We start from the raw sequence: 20,432 nt of genomic DNA on the forward strand, positions 1-20,432 counted from the left end.
AGTCAGCTTGCTTATATAATATGTTTATTGTGCAGAAATAGTGCCTATCCACCCTGTAAAAAAGCAAAAATCCGATAAAAGTGCAAAAAAATGTATCTAAATATGTACAAAATGTTTAAAATGTGAAAATACTGTGATATAATACGCTTTAGGTATTTGGATAATTCTGCCTGTGCGTAGAATTGCGAGAGACGTGAGGAGGGTATTTAGAGAATGCGATTAAGCGTGGGACGTAAGAAGATCAGAATTGGAGATGTCCTTGTAGCAGCGGGGGCTATCACGGAGGAACAGCTTCAGGAAGGACTTGCAAAGCAGAAGGAGACCGGCAGAAAGCTTGGTAACGCCCTGGTTGATCTGGGATTTATAAGTAACGACATGCTGATTACGGTACTTACAACCCAGTTGGGAATTGACTACATAGAGCTCAAGGGAGCTAAGATCGAGGAGAAGGTTATACACATGGTGCCTGAGAACATGGTCACCAAGTATCAGGCCATACCTATAGAGATAGATCCTGATAACCCGAACATCCTCAAGGTAGCCATGGCAGATCCAATGGATATCATGGCCATGGACGATATTGGTCTTGTGACAAATCTTCAGGTAGAGCCGATGCTCGCATCTGAGGAGGGAATCAGGAATGCCATAGACAAGTATTACGGAAGCGCTCAGGCTATGGAGGCTGCTGAGGCCTACAGACAGGAGCAGCAGAATGTGCTCGGCGGAGGCGACGAGGAAGAGGGCAACGAAGAAATCGATAATTCCCCTATCGTACTTCTGGTTAAGCAGATCATCGAAGGCGGAGTAAGACAGAGAGCGTCAGATATACATATAGAGGCTCTGGAGAACAGCGTCAGAGTCAGATACAGAATAGATGGTGCACTTAAGCAGGTTATGTCATACGACCTCAGCATACTGGCAGGTATCACAGCCCGTATCAAGATCATAGGCGGTATGGATATAGCAGAGAAGAGAAAACCACAGGATGGTCGTATCACCATCATGGTTGACAGAAGAGAGTTTGATGTCCGTGTTTCTATCCTTCCAACAGTTTTCGGAGAGAAGACGGTTATGAGACTTACATCCAAGGACGGTCTGACAAAACCGAAGAGTGCCCTTGGTTTCGATGCAGAGCAGGAGAAGGTTTTCGATAATATCCTCAGCAACCCACATGGTATCATCCTTGTAACGGGACCTACAGGATCAGGAAAATCAACTACACTGTACACATCACTCAGTGAGCTTAACACAGAGGATGTTAATATCATCACCGTTGAGGACCCTGTCGAGGCGAACATCAACGGTATCAATCAGGTGCAGGTTAATAACAAAGCGGACATGACTTTCGCGGCAGCCCTCAGATCTATCCTTCGTCAGGATCCGGATATCATCATGATAGGAGAGATCCGAGACGGTGAGACAGCAGGAATCGCCGTACAGGCCGCTATCACAGGACATTTGGTTGTATCGACACTGCATACTAACTCAGCGGCTTCGACCATCACCCGTCTTATCGATATGGGTATTGAGTCATACATCGCCGGTGATGCTGTTGTTGGAGTTATTGCACAGAGACTTGTGCGAAGACTTTGTACCACATGTAAGCAGCCAAGACTTGTGGAGGATGATGAGAGAGTTCAGCTCGGTGTTCCGGCTGACGAGGAGGATGTCATCATCTACGAGCCACAGGGATGCCCACTGTGTAACGACACAGGCTATTCAGGACGAATCGGTGTATACGAGATGATGCCTGTATCAAGAGAGCTTCAGGCTGTTATCGCTTCCGGAGCTACAGCGGATGTCATTGAGAAGCAGGCCCTCAAGGAAGGAATGCTCACACTGAAGATGGGAGCTGCCAAGCACGTTCTTGATGGTATCACATCCATAGCAGAGATGAACAAGATTGTTCACAGTACAGTGACCGTGGCCGAGGGAGTGGACATGGGAGAGCTGTAAGATATAAGAGATATATAATGAGATTATATATAAATTGTAATTATTAATGCAAAAGGGAAAGGAAGGGACAAGTTATGTTAGACATGAAGGAATTACTTGCCTTCTCTGTAGAAGCAAAGGCGTCAGATGTTCATATAGCTGTAGGTATACCACCTAAGCTCAGAATCAACGGTAAGCTCACCGAGGTTGAGGTTCCGGCACTGTCACCTGCTGATGCGGCAGAGGCAATTGGATCTACTATGAAGGACAGGCATAAGGCCATACTTCAGGACAGAGGAGAGGTCGATTTCTCATTCGATTCACCTGAGACCGGACGTTTCCGTGTCAATGTATTCATGGACAAGGGAAACATGGCAGCAGCGTACAGACGAGTTGAGACACAGATCCCAAGACCTGACCAGCTTGGTATTCCAAGGGAGGTTGTTGAGCTCTACAAGAGAAAGAGAGGTCTGGTTCTCGTAACAGGACCTACAGGTTCTGGTAAGTCAACCACACTTGCATCTATTATAAACAAGGCGAATGAGAACCTTACGGATCACATCATCACACTTGAGGATCCTATAGAGTACATTCACCATCACAATAAGGCAATAGTTAACCAGCGAGAGGTTGGTATGGATACACTCAGCTATGCAAATGCACTTCGTGCAGCACTCCGTGAGGATCCTGATATCATCCTCGTAGGAGAGATGCGAGATCTTGAGACTATCTCCACAGCCATAACCGCTGCCGAGACAGGACACTTGGTATTCTCCACACTGCATACAATCGGTGCGGCAAGTACCATCGATCGTATCATAGATATCTTCCCTACAAACCAGCAGCAGCAGGTAAGAGTTCAGCTCGCGATGGTTCTTGAGGGAGTTATCTCACAGTCGCTTCTTCCTATAGCGAGCGGCAACGGACGAGTTGCAGCCTTCGAGGTAATGCTTGCATCACCTGCTATACGAAGTCTGATACGAGAAGCCAAGACTCATCAGATCCAGTCAACTATCCAGACAAGCAGAGCCTTAGGTATGATCACTATGGACGATGCATTGTATGAGCTGTATGCTTCAGGAACCGTCACAAGAGAGGTTGCCATGACATACGCACAGGATCAGCAGTACCTGAGAAAGAAGATCAACGGACAGTAAGATATATGGAATAATCGATTGCCATATGGAAAAATGTGGTATAATAACCAAGCCGCATTGTGCACATTGTCTAAAAAATAACGTGCAAATAATTAAATGTTGATTAAATCTGTGTGGTATAGTAAGATATTTTACATATAATTTATGTTGCATTATTGCGCTTTTAAAGTGCAGATACATGAAAACGTAAGAATATTAAGATTGGGTCGGAGGAGAGACAATGGCAGTATTTAATTACAAGGTTGTTGACAGAGATGGTAAGAACAAAAAAGGTACCATCGAGGCCCCTAACAGAGATGGTGCTGAGAAGAAGCTGAAGTCAGAAGGCTACTCGATCATGAGTCTGACGGAGCAGAGCAGCCCGCTTGGGGGTATAGGATTTAAGAAGAAGGTCAAGTCAAGAGACCTGGGTGTATTCTGTAAACAGTTCTCAGCGGTCATCAAGGCCGGTGTTACCATCATATCCGCACTGGAGCTGATGGGAGATCAGATCGAGAACAAGACGCTGCGAAAGGCCATAGCAGATGCGCGTACATATGTAGAGAAAGGTGGAACTCTGGCGGATGCGCTCAGAGTTAACCCGGATGTATTCCCGCCTATCATGATCAACATGGTGGCGGCTGGTGAGATGTCTGGTAATCTTGAGATTTGCTTGGACAGACTGGTAGAGCATTTCGAGAAGGACAATGCATTGTCATCCAAGATCAAGGGTGCCATGACATATCCTATCGTAGTTCTCTGTGTTATGGTTATAGTTATCATAGTAGTGTTGGTAGCGGTTATACCAAACTTCTCAAGTATGTTTGAGGAGATGGGAACTCAGCTTCCACTCGCAACTCGTATGATGATGGCGGCGGCAGATTTCGTTATGTATAAGTGGTGGCTGCTCATAATCATAGTGGCAGCTATAGTGTTCGGTGTTAAGTTCTTCAAGAAGACACCTTTTGGTGAACAGCTCTTTGCGAACATAGGACTTAAGGCTCCAATATTCGGAAATCTGAATGTTAAGACAGCCTGTGCAAGATTTGCAAGAACCATGAGTACATTGATGGCTTCAGGTATATCCATGATAGATGCGGTTGAGCAGGTTGCTAAGATGATGGACAACAAGATCATCAGAGATGGATTATTAGATGCTAAAGTTCAGGTGTCAAAGGGTGTTCCGCTCTCGAAACCGCTCAAGGATATGACGATGCTTCCGCCTATGCTCTCGGCCATGACTAAGATTGGCGAGGAGACAGGTGATATAGAAGAGATGCTTAACAAGGTCGCTGACTATTACGACGAAGAGGTTGAGGCTGCTACAAATGCACTTACAGCCGCTATGGAGCCTATGATCATGGTACTTCTTGCGGGCGTTGTAGGAATGATAGTTGCAGCGGTATATGGACCTATCATGAGTATGTACAACGCTATGGACAATGTATAAACAAAAGAGGGAAGTTAGATGAACAGAAACAAAGGCTTTTCACTGGTGGAGCTTATCATAGTCATAGCAATCATGGCTATTCTTGCCGGAGCACTTGCACCGGCGCTCATAAAGTACATAGCAAAGTCAAGAAGATCGACCGATGTGTCGAACGCCCAGACTATAGCGACGGCAGTCGCCAATGCCTTATCGGTAGAGAAGGCATATGATGATGCCACACCTGGTGATTACCCGGTGAATACCGATGGCACACAGCTTGGCACATCGAATGCGTTCACATCAGAAGTCACAAGTCAGCTTGGGACAAGTACATTCAAGCCAAAGTATGACAAGGACAAGCAGTTCACTATCACAGTCAATAGTGATAAGGCTACATTCACCGTAAAGGTGGACAGCTCAGAGCTGTATCCGGATGTGTGTGATGCTTACAAGTAACATACGTTTGGTAGCTATTTGATATATCATGTATGACCTGCATGATAACTAAAAGGTTAAACCCGGTAGAACGAGGATGCCGGTTTGATATAGTGCAAAGCACATAACAACACACAATAAACAACTAAAAAGGAGAGTAAAATTATGAAGAAAAACAACAAAGGTTTCTCATTAGTAGAGTTAATTATCGTTATTGCTATCATGGCAATCCTTGCTGGAGCTCTTGCACCGGCACTTATCAAGTACATCGCTAAGTCAAGAAGATCAACAGATGTATCAAATGCACAGACAATCGCAACAGCAGTTACAAACGCACTTTCAGTAGAGGCAGCTTACGATGCAGCAGAAGCTGGTGATTATACATTATCAACAACAAAGCCTGTTGCAGTAACAGGAACTGGCGCTGCATTTACAAGCGAGGTTGTATCACAGCTTGGTTCAGCTGCATACAAGCCAAAGTATGATAAGAATCAGTCATTTATGTTTACACTTAGCTCAGACAAGTCTACTTTCACTGTAACAGTTGATGGTTCAGAGCTTTACCCAGACGTATGTGCAGAATACAAGTAAGATTCTGACAGACTTGTGTAAACTTACGGATTGTTCATGAGAACATGATTGATGTTACATAAGTGTAGCACAGACGGTGATTATACCTGTTGCAACCTCGTACAGGCAGTGAGTGTGATCATCGTCAGGTGCTGACACATTATCTACTATTTATATTTATAGTAGCTGGGGATTTTCCCCGGTTGCTATATCTTTACACAGAGCTGAATATGAAGGAAAGAATGTTATATAGAGTGTTATATAGTCTGATCCTTTATACTCACTCTTTCTTTGCAGTCAGCGGTTTTTTGTATATGTGACATGTCACATAGCATGACTTATGGCGGCAACTGGCTTACCTAGGTAGAGCTGGTACTTATTTTTCAGTGAGTTTCTTCTATATAAAAGGGTCATTATGTGGATGAGATGAGCTATTAAAAGGGTGACAGAATGTTGACCTTTATCCGGAAAGCACTTATCCGGAACAATTATATGAATGGGGTGAACAGCGGTAAGCTGGTACTCAAAGCAATGTGGAATTTTCCATACAAAACTACTGATTAGCGAGGGAGGCTATAAAAATGGCGAGTAATAATAAAGTCTTAACAATCGACATTACAAATGAAAGTATTACTATCGTTGAAGTTACACCTTCAAACAAGAAGCAGTCAACGATACACAACGCTATCATCTTCGAGACACCGGAAGATGCCTATGAGGATGGCGTGATCAGAGACAAAGAGAGAATAGCAGAGGCGATCAAGTCTCAGCTCTCAGCAAATGGAATAACAAACAAGAACGCGATATTCGTTCTTACCTCTACAAAGATCGTTAACAGAGAGGTTCTTGTACCTTTCGTTAAGGAGAACAAAATCAAAGGAATTATTAATGCGAACTCATCAGAGTATTTCCCTGTTAATATAGAGGATTACGTAGTGTCTCATACAGTGCTTGAGACAGTTACTGATGAAGAGAATAACAAGCAGCTCAGAGTTCTTGCAGTCGCTGCACCAGAGAACATGGTAAGATCATACTATGATCTCGCAGCTATGGCTGGACTGAAAGTAGTAGCACTTGATTATATTGGTAATGCAATGCTTCAGTTGATCAAGACTCAGACAACAGAGGCAATGACAACTATGGTAATCCAGTTGGGCAGTGAATCAACAGTGCTCAACATCGTAAAAGGAGATACACTTCTCCTTCAGAGAACAGTTCCATACGGTACCAATGTGGTAGTCAACGAAGTTATGGATGCGAAGGGCGTGGATGCAACTACAGCTATGACTCTTCTCCAGAACGAGAGACTTCTCACAGTTGATTTCGATGACAATGCTATAACAGGAGCATTCAGATATCTCATCAACAATATCGGCCGTGTGATGGACTTCTTCACATCAAAGAATCCTGATAAGCCTATTGACGATGTATTCCTCACAGGTGATGGAGCCCTTATCAAGGGAATCGACGGCTTGTTCAAGGTTCAGCTCAATGTATCAACCAGAGTAATGGATACATTGTATAACATCAAATTTGACCCAAAGATTGATCTTAAGATTTATAATCCTGTATATCTCATGGTTCCTATCGGAGCTGCCTTTGACCCTATGGGCTTCGAGCTTGGTGAGACTGGCAGCAAGGGCGGTGCAAGCAGTGTTGACACAACACCACTGGTTATAGCATTTATCATCATAGCAGTCATAGTTGCAGGTGGTGTTACAGCGTACTCGTTCATAGCGAAGAACAAGGCTCAGTCAAAGCTTGACCAGGTGAACAGAGATATTGATTCTATCAAGGATATAGAGCAGATCGTACAGGACTATGAGGATGCAGAGTCTGTATACATGGATGCTCAGAATATGTACAGCTACACAGAGAACCTCAATGAGAATGTTGGAACACTTATTGCGGAGCTTGAGGACAAGATGCCAAAGGGAATCAGTCTTACAGCGTTTGATTCATCTTCAACAGAGGTTAGTTTCACAGGTAACACGAAGTCGTACGAGGATATAGCTGCATTTGCAATAAACCTCAAGGATATAGAGTGCATAGACAATTCATTCGTTCAGTCTGTCACTGAGAATGTGGATCAGCAGAGCGGGGATACAACATACGACTTTACAGTTACATGTATCTACAAGGATGTAAATGCAGATGACACCGAGACTTCAACAGATGAAGTATCAGTTAATTAAGGAGGGACTATCATGGATTCAATCACAAAGGGACAGAGAAATCTATTATTATTCTTATTGGGAATTGCTATCTTAGTGCTTCCTATAAGATTTCTTGCCATGGGCAATTTCGATGACAAGAAGAGTATTGAGAGTCAGTACAACGAGAGACAGACATATTACAACAGCCTGCTTGAGAAGGATGCGAACAGACAGCAGTACATAGCTGACACTGAGAAGTACAAGGCAGACTATGAGGCTGTTCTTGCAGAATTTCCATCAGAGCTGTATCAGGATAACACGATCATGTATTTACAGGGTGTAAAGGATAAGTATAAGTTCAACTTTCCTAGTGTAACAATGGGTGAGGAGACACTTTTCTATACACTTGGCGCAGGCGCTGTGGGCGACGTTACCGTTGCTGATAATTCAAGTGCTTCAACAGATGCAGCAGCATCTGACGTGACTATAGATGATTCAGCAGCTACAGCATCAGGTTACAACTGCTATTCAGCATCATTCCCTGTCACATACGAGGGAGACTACAAGGATATCAAGGATGTCATCGACTACATCAAGAATGGTGATTACAGAATGACTCTTGACGATGTCACTATAGCATTCAACGAACAGACAGGAAAGTATGAGGGAGATATGACTATAACCTCATATGCAGTAAACGGTGATGACAGAACTACAGATCACGCAGATGTGAATGTACAGACAGGTACAAACAACATCTTTGGAAACCCAACAGTAAAGTCTACTACGACTACGACCACAACAACAGCCCAGTAGATGCATACACTTAAATGGAGTGAACAAATAAATGGTTAAATCAAACAATAAAGGATTTAGTTTAGTAGAGATTATAATCGCTGCTGCCATATTTGCCATTCTGATCTATCCGATAACCAATGCATTGATCACAGCCACGAAGACGGGTACTACATCGACGAAGAAGCAGTATGCAGTCGAGAAGGCTGAGGAGATCATGGAGATCTTTAAGACCGCTGATCTGTCAGGAAATGTGAATATTCCTGATGGCAATGGAACAAAGACATATTCCTTTACAAAGGGAACACCATCGGGAAAGTCTATTACATTGCCGAATTCTAAAACGGCGGAATATTCGGACACAACCTATACCTGCAACGATGTATCCATAGGAAAATCTTATGAGACCTACACCTGTCAGGTGGATGTGAATGATGCGGCATATCAGGTTCTTAAGAATGGATATGTGCTTGCAGGTCTTGATGGTGGTGCGACATTCAAGAGCGATGAAAGTGGCGCCATACAGACTAATGCTACGGAATCGGGAACTATCAGAAATCTGGACAGCAAACAGTCGGCTATCATTATAGGTGCCACCTATAATGTAGCCGCAACAGGCAACAATCTTGATAATCTCGCATATCAGTATTTCCTGGATGCGAAGCTTGACGTGCTGAGAAAGTATGATGTGCAGTACAACCATTATCTTTCCGGTGGTGGAACATTCGATGAGGATCATTTCCAGAAGAATACCAAGATCAAGATATCAAAGCTGGGATCCACATATACAGTTGAGTGTTATGTGGAATACACAGATTATACAACGGTCTCAGTTATCAGATCACAGTATGAGAGCTCAGGCAAAAATGTATACAAGCCTACCACCTTATATGGTGATGGAATAGTATACAAGCAGGAGTTTACGAATGGTCTGCCACCTGTGTATCTTCTCTATGTTCCGGCGATATACAATGGTTCATACTGTACGACAGATACCATAACGGTGGATAATTCAGGAATATCTGAGAAGGCGGATGTGTATGTATTCGAGACGACAGCAGAGCTCAGCGATACATACAAGAAGATCATACGTGAGCAGTTCAATGTGGCGAACGTTGATGATCTTACATATACGAATACAGGAAAGAACACCAAGATGTCAGATGTCAAGGTGAGACTTAAGCTGGCAGCGGGAGCAAAGTCGTCAGATCTTAATGTATATGCCAACTTTGATTTTGACAATGTTAATTCTGACTATCCTGTAGCTCGTTTGACAGAGGATCAGAGTGACAGTGTATATATGTACGATATAACAGTTACTTTGACAGATAGTAAAGGAAACAAGACGACGGTTACTGGAACAAGGGGGAAGTAACAGATGATTGAGAGATTAAAGCGAAAGCTTAGGCATAACGATGATCACGGTTCAAGTTTCGTCCTTGTAATAGTCGCAACCACATTTATGTGCATTCTTGCTTCAGCGATACTTATGGGAGCTATGATGACATACAAGCTCAAGTTTTATAAGCTGAATTCCCTGAATAACTTTTATGAGGTAGAAACTGCACTTGATGAGATGTATGCGGGGGTAGGCGCAGCGACCAATGAGCACCTTTATTCAGCGTACACAACTACGGCTGAATTGGTTGTTGTGTATGATACTAAGGCTCAGGCGTATACTACCCTTGACAATAAATCGGCAAATGAGCTTTTCAAAAAGCTTTTCATGACAGGCTTTGTTGCAGATACAAACTATAAGAGCCTTAAGAACGTGACAGATACACTTCAGTCTTTCATATCTAATGAGTATGATGCGGTGGACAATCCGGATGGTGTCAGACTTGATACATCGAACATGAAGCTTATATATACTGATGTTAATAACAAGACAACAACTCAGTATTATAAGAATAATGGAGGAATTAAGACGGAGAAGCAGTCGGGTTACGAAAATGACAAGGTTCAGTCTGTCACATTCAAGAATGTGTGTGTTAAGAGAAGTGTGAATCTGCAAGGATCAACAGCAGGAACCTATGAGCAGTCTATCACTACGGACATTGTTCTCACGGAGCCTGAGTACAATGTTTCATTTGATACAAGCAGTGTATCAAACAATACATTGTATGAATATGCGATACTTGCGGATATGGGTGTCGAGGTAGGAGAGGACAACGACAACCGGACAACCGACGCACAGGTTAAGGGTAACATCTACGCAGCAAGCGATTATTACAATAAGGATTATAATGATGTAGCCGAGACAAAGGTTACGAACAAATATGAGAGTAAGCCTACCACAATGTGGGGTACAAAGGAAAGCAGTGCATACTCAGGAATATTTGTAAATGGTAAGAATTCCACACTTACACTCAACTCAGATGTGGTTGTGTGTTCAGGTTCTCTTGCCGCATATAACGGAGCTGAGATAAATCTGTCAGGTCGTACACAGACTTTATCAGAGCTTTGGGCAGATAATATCGTCATTGGAGGAAAAGACGGAGGCTCACTGAAAGCTTCTGCAGATGCGTATATCTTTGATGATACAGAGCTTAATGCAGAGAAAGCAAGCTTGAAATTTACTCAGGGAAGTTATTTTGGATATAGCTACAATGCACAGGATACAAGAAGTCTGAATTATCTCAGACAAAAAGGATATCTTGCAACAGGATATAAGCTCAGATCACACTTTAGTGATAGTGCAATTATTGTAAATGGTAAGAATTCAACACTTGACTTACAGGATCTTAATTCACTGTATATAGCAGGTAAGTCATATATCGAATTCTCAAAGATTGCTGCTTCAAGTGTTCCTGAGGACGATGAGAATATAACAGTTGATGAGAATGCAGATTACGCATTCACAACACTGAAGGATTATTCTACAGGACAGTCTCTTGATGTGAAGACAAATCAGCTTATGTTCCTTACCCAGTGGTCTGTAGTGAACAACACTGAGAAGGTTGACCCTGACACAGGAATCACTACAGTTACACTTCAGTTCCCAAAGACATTTGAGGCAGATGCGAACATACTTGATCTGTATGATGATTTCCTCAAGGATCTTGCTACAGAAGGAGAAAAGGGCGTAACAGCTATTAAGCAGACTGTTTCAGGACATGATTATTATTATCTGTATATTGAGGATGGAAAGGATTCATCCAATGTAAGCAATGCAGAGAAATTTGCTGAGAAATATTATAAGCTTCTCCAGGATTATGGCGATGAGATAAGCAGTAAACTCTATAATGTACAGAAATATGAGCAGTTCCAGGTTAAGCTGGTTCTTCCGGCAGAGGGCAAGATAAATGCAAGCGGTGCTGTCACAGATCAGAATAACGATGATTCGCTGTTCCTGAGAGCATCCACAACTACCACAATGGATGTGGCTACAGCGCTTGATAATGTTTCAACAGGCAAGGTGTTTACTAACATCCTTGGTAACAAGGGTTCAGACAACAATAAAAAGGTATTTAATGACCTCAAGGCGGATGCTGCAGAGCTTTCAGGAAGTTCAGTTGCAAATGATGAAGAGACTACAAGTAATTTCCTCTCATATATGTATATAAATATGAAGGATCATCTGTCAGTTCTCAACAAGAAGGATGAGGCAACTAAGCCTGATGTAAATGCGTGGGAGATTGCAGGCTATAGCAAGTCAGCAAGTGGATATACAAGTACATATAATAAGGATAAAGATGAATATTCATATGATTACAGTATCACTCCTTTAAATCACTATGTTGATTTTGCTTATGTATTTAGCAGGAACCTTTCAATTGAGAATACAATTGGAAATGCAACAGATAATGAGGCTAAAACCATAGTTATCAATTCTGGTGATGTTAAGCTCCAGCCAAACAATGGTGATGGATCATTCCAGGGAATTATAATTGCCGGTGGTAATGTAAGATTTGATGAGAATGTTAAGAGCTTCAGAGGTATGATAATCACTGGATCAAAGCTTATAATTGACCATAATATGTCAATATCAGCAGACGCTGCATTTGTTGCAAATCTTCTTGAACAGTGTTCAGAGAGCACAGACGAAAAGCTTAATACGCTTACAACAAAGGTGCTGAAGAACTATACATCATCCAAGAGCGAAGGTAACACAGAGGTAACAGGGGCATCGATATCAGACATCTCATATGAAGATATTCTTGTATTCCAGAACTGGAAGAAGAACGTGGAATAGGAGGTGTGGTTGATGAAAAGCAAATTAAAATCAGATAGTGGATATACATTAGTTGAGATGATTATAGTAATTGCGATTATTGCAATTATGTCAGGTGCAGGTGCGTTAACCATATCATCAATCAGGGCCTCTCAGGCAACAGCTTCCATGCAGAAGTTTGATAGTGAGTTATCGACTCTTGAGATGCGTACAAAGACACAAAAAGCTGGAGAGGCAATCAGAATAGTACAGAATGGTGCTAATTATGACATTTTCTATGGTACATGTACCGATGGAAATCCTTCAACATTTACAGCTAATTCCACAACAGCAGATAAAGTTCTGGAGAGAGTTACAATATATTATGCTGAAAACTATGATGCAGATTCAGAGACAACCCCTCTTACAGATCAGGTTATTGTTATAAGAAAATCTGATGGACAGGTGCTGGCAGGATATGGAGAGTATCGTTTTTGCAAATACAATAGTGGCAGTAACACCGTGGGAAGGGTTTCTTTAAATCAGTATACAGGTGGACACACATATGGAAAGAATTAGGGGGTGTGAAGAATGATATTAAAAAATAGAAATAAAGGCTTCACATTCATAGAGCTTATACTGTACATGGCTATACTTGGAATATTTATGGTAGCTGTTATGTCAATTATAAGTACGACTGTAGCATCACATAAAAAGCAGTCGTCAAGGCAGAAGATTCAGACACAGGCAACGGAGACATATGATGCTATAGCAGATATAGTGATGGGTGCTAGTGATATAAAAATTGATGGGTCAGCGTATGTGCAGACAGGAACATCATATACTAAGGTTACAGGAAGCTTTATTGTTCCCGATGATACATATATTAAAACAAATGGAACAGGAAGTACTCTCCGTACAGCGGGAGGAGTTGCTGAAGTTGTTCAGAATATTGTATCAGGTAGTGGAGTGTTACAGAAGAAAAGTAAATGTTATGATATTGCTGATATAAAGACTTTTGGTGGTGTTGATGCATCAAAGGATGAGCAGACATTTATAGATGCAGATTACCTTTGGGTACAGTATTCATCTGAGCTTGATAAAACAGCATTTTGTACAATAAAATACAGCAAGACAGATAAGAAGCTGTATATATCAAGACAGGAGATGAGTGATGAAGACATTGCTAAAGCAAAGCAGGATCTCAAGAGCAGTGATCCAACAAAAGTAAATGCAGCGCAGGCAACACTTTCATCATGTACTCAGTATGTGGATTCAAGTTCTCAGAAGGGAACGGTTCTTGCGAATAATGTGGCAAGCTTTCAGCTTCAGGTAAATCCAGATGATAACAGTTTGGCTGTGATAATTGGATTTGAGGATGAAAAAACAAATGAAAAATATAAAGTAACAAGTGTAGTTGGACTCAGAAATTCATTCGTGCTCAAGAAGCATGAGTGGGATTAATAGAGGAGGAAAATACAGTGTTTAAGAATAAAAAAATAGTCTTATCATCTATAGCTATTATATTCGCACTTGTAGTCAGCTCTATATTTGTGAATTATACACTGGCTAACTCCGATTCTCAGGCTTCCCTGAGTGATGCGAACGGCAGCGGAAGCAAATCTACAAGTCTGACAGGATTGTCCAATATCGATCTGGCAGTCAAGAACTCCAACGATGCTGGCAAGAAACAGACAGGAGAGGACAAATTCAGAATCGTCCAGATAGTACCTGATTCATATAGTGGTAATGCAGATATGGATGAGAAGCTGAAGGAAACCGTCACTGATAGCAAGTTTTCAGGTGATGCGAAGAAGCTGACAGGATACGATTCAACAACATATCTCTGGAGATATGTGTATGCAGGTGAGTATTTTAGACTTGCAGTGTTCAATGGATATAAGACGATAAGCGATAACATGGCTGCCGGTGCGGTGACTCTTACAACTTGTACAGTCAGCGAGCTGAACAGCATGGATACAACAGCCCAGGGAATCCTCAATCAGGCGGATTTCATATATATTTGGGCGAATGGTGCCAGCGATTATGCCAGCAAAGCAAATGATATAAGCGAGGATCTGTATAACTGGTTGGATGCGTATGCTACAGCAAACTCACATCCTATAGCATTGTGTACAGGAACTCTGTGTACATCAGAGCCAGAGCTTATAACAGGAAATAATGATGATTACAGAATGGGTGCACTTGCATACAAGCTGATCACTAAGGGTGCTGTGGCAAGATATGATAATGTCCTTGTTACAGAGCCGGATTTCTTTAAGACACTTTATCAGGAGGCAGATGATAACAAGACGACTCCTGATATAAACAAGACAACAAAGACGATCTCTGACTTTATTCTTCAGGCAGAGAGAAAAGCCAGCGAGGGTGGTAGCGATTACCTTAACTATGGAACATACTATAAGTGGTATGAGGGTGTATCAATACTTGATTTCCTTGATGGTAACATACCGGATAATATCAAGGATTCCACATATGATAAGGCTGGTTCAAGATCAGGTCTTACAGGAGACAGAAAGTCGTGGAACTTTGATAATGCCAAGATACTTGTGATTTCAGAGGACGGAGCCGGCAGTGCAATGTTCAGTGAAATCACAGAGAAGAATAGCAGTGCTACACGTGGAGACATGGCTTCTGCTGATTACACATTCAATGCGAAGACAAATACATGGGAATCTGTACAGAAGGCTCCAAACAGCGATCTGACAGGACATATGTATGCGAATGGTACTTCAAGCAGTGGTACAGGTCTTTCAAGATATGTGCCAAGTGGTGCTGATGTTTATCTCATTGACAGTGCCGATCTTGTAGAGGCGATGACCAATGGCGGTAAGGCATTTAAGAATGTCAACTTTGCAACATCATACTATAAGGATGTCAAGACAAAGTCAGTTTCCGGTACAGTGAGATGTACTGATGATGCAGGTGATGCAGTGGATCCAGCAGCAGATATGTATGCATATCTTGTAGTAGAAAATGGAACACAGCTTAATCTGGCAGGAACATCAGTAGATATTCTTATGAAGGCTCCTCTTGAGATGAAAGAGGTTCCGAAACTTGACGAGAATGGTCAGGAGATAAAGGATGCTGATGGCAACACAGTTATGGAGACTGTATACACATACAGCTTTGACAGACTCAGCCCTGAATATAGCTACAAGGTTGTAGTTGGAGGAGATGTCAGTGATGACCAGTTCTCTTATGATGATCTTGTGGTTGGAGTAGCTGATAATTCCGGTCTTGTTGACGGAAGTGATACTGATTATCAGTATGATTTCAATATTAAGACAGTTGACGAGGACAATGTATCAGGATACACATACAGAATAGACGCAGCAGGAACAGAAGATGAGAATGTTGTAGTTACATATCAGGATTTCCAGGAGAATGTTGGTAATGCAGATCTCAATTATGAGTATAAGAGTGATCTTGTATATACTAATCTGGATTTCTCAGATGCGGCAAAGGTTGTTTCGTATGTTACTGGTCTGCATGACAAATATCTCGAAACCCAGGCAGTATTCATGAATGGTACTTATGATAAGCTTGATCTCTCAGAGTATGACTTTGTATTTATTGACAAGGGTACATATAACAAGGAGATAGGCACAGCGGTATTCAAGGATCTGTGCAGTGCAGTCGAGAGTGGACAGTATTTTATAGTTTCTTCTAAGGCCGGTGACGGAAAGGGCTCAGGAGATGGCAGTGGCGATGATTCAGATCCAACCATTCCGGTAGTTGATTCACCATCGGCAAAGGCAGTGGCTGATGTTATCAATGCCAGTGTGTATCGCGATGGTTCTGATAACAAGTTCAAGGTACTTGAGATTCAGCCGGATTATCCGATTGATCTTGAGGTGGCAGCACTTCAGGATACCGTAAGTACAGCTTATACAACAAGAAGTGATGGAACAACTAAAATAACAGGAAACTATTATACAGTTCCATCTGATGTAGTAAGTGGTAAGTCTAAACAGGAGCTTGCGGCCAGAACAGAGTATTATGATTTTGATCTTACCAAGGCGAAGATAGCGTATGCTATCGATGGAATATCCATTGGAGATATTCAGCTCACTCAGGTTTCGACCGAGCAGCTCATTGGTATGAAGGAAGATATAGCAGCGACATACGATCTGGTATATATCGGTGGCGATATAAGTGCTATGGATAGAAATCCAGCGGAGATGTACAAAGGACAGAATGATATCGGTAATGCTACGCCGGGTTACACATATCAGATATTCCCAACATTCATCATGTATTACCACACAGGTACACTCAGTCAGTTGATGAATGCATCTACATATAGCCCAGATACAGCACCTATATCAGGATCAACAAATATGCTTGCATCACCAAAGGTTGGTGACAAGTATTACACAACAACATATCTTGCAGAGAATGGTAACGACCTGACAAACACAAAGTATCAGGAGCTTCTCACATACATGGCATCAGGCAGACCGATGATCATAAGTGATGAGCTTACCAGCGTATATGAGAATATGCAGGGTACAAATGCAAATGGTGATAAGCTTTCACAGGCTGAGCTCCTTCAGGGATATTGGTATAAAGATGGAAAGCTTGAGAGAAAGAATTATTATCTCGATCCATCATCAAGAATGTATCAGTTGGTAGATACTCTCTATGCAAGACATACAGGAGCAAATGGATCAAATATTCTGTGGGGATTCGATAAGGATGCAACACAGTATATAAGTGATAAGGATGGAATATACGGTAACAGTTTATGGACAAAGCGTGTTCAGTCACTTGCTGGAGGTAAGTTCAAGGAAACTGATTATATGGACTCAGACGTACAGGATCAGTCATGGTATAAGCGTCCGGGAACAGATACTGTATATTATAATTACAAGGTAGTCTATGATGATGCAACTTCAGCATCTCTTAACAGACTGGTGACAGGAAGTGCACATAGAACAAGACTTACTATCACTACAAAACCAGTTACATATCAGCAGGGAATACAGCAGACTTATATCAAGTCCAACAGACTACAGTTTACATTCCAGGTTGATGGTGACAAGTCAGTATATAACTACAAGTTGTTTGTAGATGTTGATAAGAATACAAAGTTCGAGAAGGGTGGCGGTGATTATTGTCTTGAGGACAAGATCACAAATGGTCAGGAGAAATCACTGACAGTAGCGCTTGACTCAGAATTCTTTGGATCAGCAGCATGGTATCTTGAGATAACAGATGAGGATGGCAATATAGTTGCTTCTTCTACAGGTCTCAGCAAGATAGTAAACAATAATGTATCAAAGAGTGAGATAAATGTTCTTCAGGTTCAGACAATGGCAGAGGGACAGACGGCAACCTCATGGGGAGCAACTGATACACTTTACTTTGATATTGAGTCACAGACAGCTCACAAGATTGCAAAGTACAATGTATTTGCAAACATGGCAGAGCTTGATAACGCTTCAACTACTCAGTATGCAGTTCTTGGAAGACATGAAAACAGATTCGGCGTATATGAGTTTGATACAAACACAGATGCGGATGATTATTATTCGAATCTTGCAGATGAGCTTTCAGAGGATTATGACATAAATCTTGATCTTGTGGTTGCTTCAAGTGATAGAGCTTCATTCAAGACAGGAGATGGAGTAGATGCTCAGTATGATTGCCTTGATACTATGGTAGAAGAGGCTGAGAAGCTTGCCAAGGGTGAGAAGGTTGATGGACATAGTCAGGAAGAGTACGAGAGCCTTGCCGCTGTTGCACTTACAGAATATTCAGCAGCGTCAGCAAAGGTTGCAACGCCAAAGAAGATTCTTGATAACTATCTCAAGAATGCAATAGACTATATTGATGGTAAATATACAGGAACTACAAATTACAGTACATTTATCAATAATTTCAGGACAAGCAATGCAGAGACAAAGAAAGTCCTTCAGTATATGCAGGATACAGGCGATTATTATCTGATATTCTGGCCAAAGTACAACACAATGAATCACTGTGAGGGTGACTTCAAAGCAGGAAAGATGTCAGATGATTTCGGAGCTGATTTTGCTAAGTATTATTCAGATTATGTGACAGCAAAGAACGCAGAACTTGAGGCAAAGGATAAGTACAATACTTACCTCAGACGTTCATATGGTAAGAGCTTTATGAAGAACATGTACTCAATACTTGTTCTTGGACCATCGGATTCATTTGGTGGATTTAAGGTTGACTTCAAGAAGGAAACATGTCAGTACATACTTGACTATGTATCAGCAGGAGGAGATTTATTCTTCTTCCATGATTCAATGTCACCATATGCAAATGCAGGTGCAGTTAACCTTACAAAGTCACTTTTATCAGTAGTAGGAATGAACAGATTCCATGTTGATATAACAGACAATGTTGTTAAGTATGACAATCCACTTAAGCTTGGTAAGTATAACGTTAAGAGTGTTTCTTACAGCAAGGCTTCTGTTAATACAAGTACACTGGAAGTTACATACACAGCAGATGGAACAGTTGATGATGTGACATATACATCACCGGATAGCAGCTTGTATTACCTGACACCATATGCAAATAATCCTACTGCAGGCGAAGGATTACTGAACAGTATGAATTCTAACATTATGGATGTATTTGTTGAGAAGAACGCATACTGGCAGCCATATCTTGGAAAAGATAAGAAGGTATATGTAAGTGCACTTGCAATGACAGCACTTTACTACAATGGTAATATGGCTGGTGCAACAACTACACTTCCATATGTATATGCACAGGAGTCATATAAGGCAGCAACAGCCTGGTCACAGGCTTCAAACCAGGATCAGTCAGCTTGTGCTGAGACAGTTAAGGCTACACAGCTTAACTCAGGTCTTGTAACATTGTATCCATACAACATAAGTTCATCACTGAACATATCGGGTACACATCAGCAGGCATTTGCACTTGATCTTGAGAGTGACAACATAACAGTATGGTATACTCTTGCAGGTTCAAATAACTCATCGAACAGTAAGATGCGTTCATCAAAGTATGCAGCGGATCCTGGAGATGCAATGGAGGCTTACTTCATCTACACTACAGCTTATGGCAGTGGTGCGATCACATATTGTGGTGCCGGACATTCATCAGTTACAGGTAGACGTACAAGAAACAATGATGAGAGAAAGCTGTTCATCAACGTTATTGTAAACAGTGCATCAGCAGTACCAGAGATGCCAACTATCAAGTGTTACGATCCAAAGCAGACATGGGCTGCAGAGGATGAGCTTCCAAAGGATGCAGAGGCACTTGCTTCATCAGGAAAGACTGTATATGTAAGTGAGGTTGACTCAAAGACAGATGATCCTGAGTTTGATTATAAGATTGGAATTCCGGAGAAGACAAAGGTAACAAAGGTTAACATTTACTATGATCTGGATTACGATGATTCCGATTACTCAATCAGACCAAGCTATACAGAGAATACTGATAAGATGATTAAGTCATACGATAAGATTGGTACAGCCAAGTTAACATCAATTGCAGGCGATATAAAGGATATTGTGAGAAATGGCAATGGTACAGCCCTTACACCTGATGATTCGTGTTATGCACCATATGGTGGAAATTACACATACATCGTTGTGGAGGTATATTACCAGGGCAAGACAGTTCCTGTATATACAATGATCAAGGTTAAGGCCGCAGATCCATTGTTCGACCTGACAGACAATACTATAGACGTTCCGGCACTTGGAGATTTCATTGCCGAGAAGAAGAATGTATTTGCATAATGCGTATATAGTATAAATAATAGCAATAAATATAGAAACCGGGGTGGT

Annotated in this window: 12 protein-coding genes; all 12 read left to right on the top strand. The window is 41.7% G+C overall.

The window, feature by feature from the left end; translation table 11 throughout:
- Nucleotides 1–213 precede the first annotated feature (213 nt).
- The 12 genes from AB5150_RS09300 to AB5150_RS09355 all read left to right on the top strand — a co-directional run bounded on the left by AB5150_RS09300 (nt 214) and on the right by AB5150_RS09355 (nt 20,384).
- A complete protein-coding gene (locus AB5150_RS09300; RefSeq protein ID WP_015533121.1) occupies nt 214–1,956 on the top strand; it encodes a GspE/PulE family protein in 1,743 nt (580 codons plus the stop codon).
- A 74-nt stretch (nt 1,957–2,030) separates the two neighbouring features.
- Nucleotides 2,031–3,092: a type IV pilus twitching motility protein PilT gene (locus AB5150_RS09305; RefSeq protein ID WP_022217246.1), complete on the top strand. Its 1,062-nt coding sequence runs from the start codon at nt 2,031–2,033 to the stop codon at nt 3,090–3,092.
- Nucleotides 3,093–3,312: 220 nt separating this feature from the next.
- Nucleotides 3,313–4,521 carry a type II secretion system F family protein gene (locus AB5150_RS09310; protein WP_161171708.1) on the top strand — a complete coding sequence of 403 codons (1,209 nt, stop codon included), beginning with the start codon at nt 3,313–3,315 and terminating at the stop codon, nt 4,519–4,521.
- An 18-nt stretch (nt 4,522–4,539) separates the two neighbouring features.
- Nucleotides 4,540–4,956, top strand: a complete 417-nt coding sequence (locus AB5150_RS09315) for a type II secretion system protein (RefSeq protein WP_055144040.1) — start codon at nt 4,540–4,542, stop codon at nt 4,954–4,956.
- 144 nt (nt 4,957–5,100) lie between these two features.
- A complete protein-coding gene (locus tag AB5150_RS09320) occupies nt 5,101–5,526 on the top strand; it encodes a type II secretion system protein (RefSeq protein ID WP_022216710.1) in 426 nt (141 codons plus the stop codon).
- 560 nt (nt 5,527–6,086) lie between these two features.
- Complete coding sequence (gene pilM / locus AB5150_RS09325; protein WP_022216709.1) at nt 6,087–7,700, top strand: type IV pilus assembly protein PilM; 1,614 nt, start codon at nt 6,087–6,089, stop codon at nt 7,698–7,700.
- 12 nt (nt 7,701–7,712) lie between these two features.
- Nucleotides 7,713–8,477, top strand: a complete 765-nt coding sequence (locus AB5150_RS09330) for a hypothetical protein (RefSeq protein WP_022216708.1) — start codon at nt 7,713–7,715, stop codon at nt 8,475–8,477.
- Nucleotides 8,478–8,508: 31 nt separating this feature from the next.
- Entirely contained in the window at nt 8,509–9,831 is a 1,323-nt protein-coding gene (locus AB5150_RS09335) for a prepilin-type N-terminal cleavage/methylation domain-containing protein (protein WP_368291734.1), read from the top strand.
- A gap of 3 nt (nt 9,832–9,834) precedes the next feature.
- Nucleotides 9,835–12,651 (top strand): hypothetical protein, encoded by a 2,817-nt coding sequence (locus tag AB5150_RS09340; RefSeq protein ID WP_368291735.1) that lies wholly within the window; start codon nt 9,835–9,837, stop codon nt 12,649–12,651.
- A 12-nt stretch (nt 12,652–12,663) separates the two neighbouring features.
- On the top strand, nt 12,664–13,188 hold the full coding sequence (locus AB5150_RS09345) for a prepilin-type N-terminal cleavage/methylation domain-containing protein (protein WP_119999087.1): 525 nt from the start codon (nt 12,664–12,666) through the stop codon (nt 13,186–13,188).
- 12 nt (nt 13,189–13,200) lie between these two features.
- Entirely contained in the window at nt 13,201–14,073 is an 873-nt protein-coding gene (locus tag AB5150_RS09350) for a prepilin-type N-terminal cleavage/methylation domain-containing protein (RefSeq protein WP_119999088.1), read from the top strand.
- Nucleotides 14,074–14,090: 17 nt separating this feature from the next.
- Nucleotides 14,091–20,384 (top strand): DUF5057 domain-containing protein, encoded by a 6,294-nt coding sequence (locus tag AB5150_RS09355; protein WP_349818529.1) that lies wholly within the window; start codon nt 14,091–14,093, stop codon nt 20,382–20,384.
- Nucleotides 20,385–20,432 lie beyond the last annotated feature (48 nt).

This window comes from Coprococcus sp. RTP21281st1_F1_RTP21281_210402 (assembly GCF_040915325.1).
GTDB classification, from domain to species: domain Bacteria; phylum Bacillota; class Clostridia; order Lachnospirales; family Lachnospiraceae; genus Coprococcus; species Coprococcus aceti.

Coding starts and splice junctions, on each gene's coding strand:
- AB5150_RS09300 (WP_015533121.1), top strand. CDS start 214: ATGCGATTAAGCGTGGGACGTAAGAAGATCAGAATTGGAGATGTCCTT.
- AB5150_RS09305 (WP_022217246.1), top strand. CDS start 2,031: ATGTTAGACATGAAGGAATTACTTGCCTTCTCTGTAGAAGCAAAGGCG.
- AB5150_RS09310 (WP_161171708.1), top strand. CDS start 3,313: ATGGCAGTATTTAATTACAAGGTTGTTGACAGAGATGGTAAGAACAAA.
- AB5150_RS09315 (WP_055144040.1), top strand. CDS start 4,540: ATGAACAGAAACAAAGGCTTTTCACTGGTGGAGCTTATCATAGTCATA.
- AB5150_RS09320 (WP_022216710.1), top strand. CDS start 5,101: ATGAAGAAAAACAACAAAGGTTTCTCATTAGTAGAGTTAATTATCGTT.
- pilM (WP_022216709.1), top strand. CDS start 6,087: ATGGCGAGTAATAATAAAGTCTTAACAATCGACATTACAAATGAAAGT.
- AB5150_RS09330 (WP_022216708.1), top strand. CDS start 7,713: ATGGATTCAATCACAAAGGGACAGAGAAATCTATTATTATTCTTATTG.
- AB5150_RS09335 (WP_368291734.1), top strand. CDS start 8,509: ATGGTTAAATCAAACAATAAAGGATTTAGTTTAGTAGAGATTATAATC.
- AB5150_RS09340 (WP_368291735.1), top strand. CDS start 9,835: ATGATTGAGAGATTAAAGCGAAAGCTTAGGCATAACGATGATCACGGT.
- AB5150_RS09345 (WP_119999087.1), top strand. CDS start 12,664: ATGAAAAGCAAATTAAAATCAGATAGTGGATATACATTAGTTGAGATG.
- AB5150_RS09350 (WP_119999088.1), top strand. CDS start 13,201: ATGATATTAAAAAATAGAAATAAAGGCTTCACATTCATAGAGCTTATA.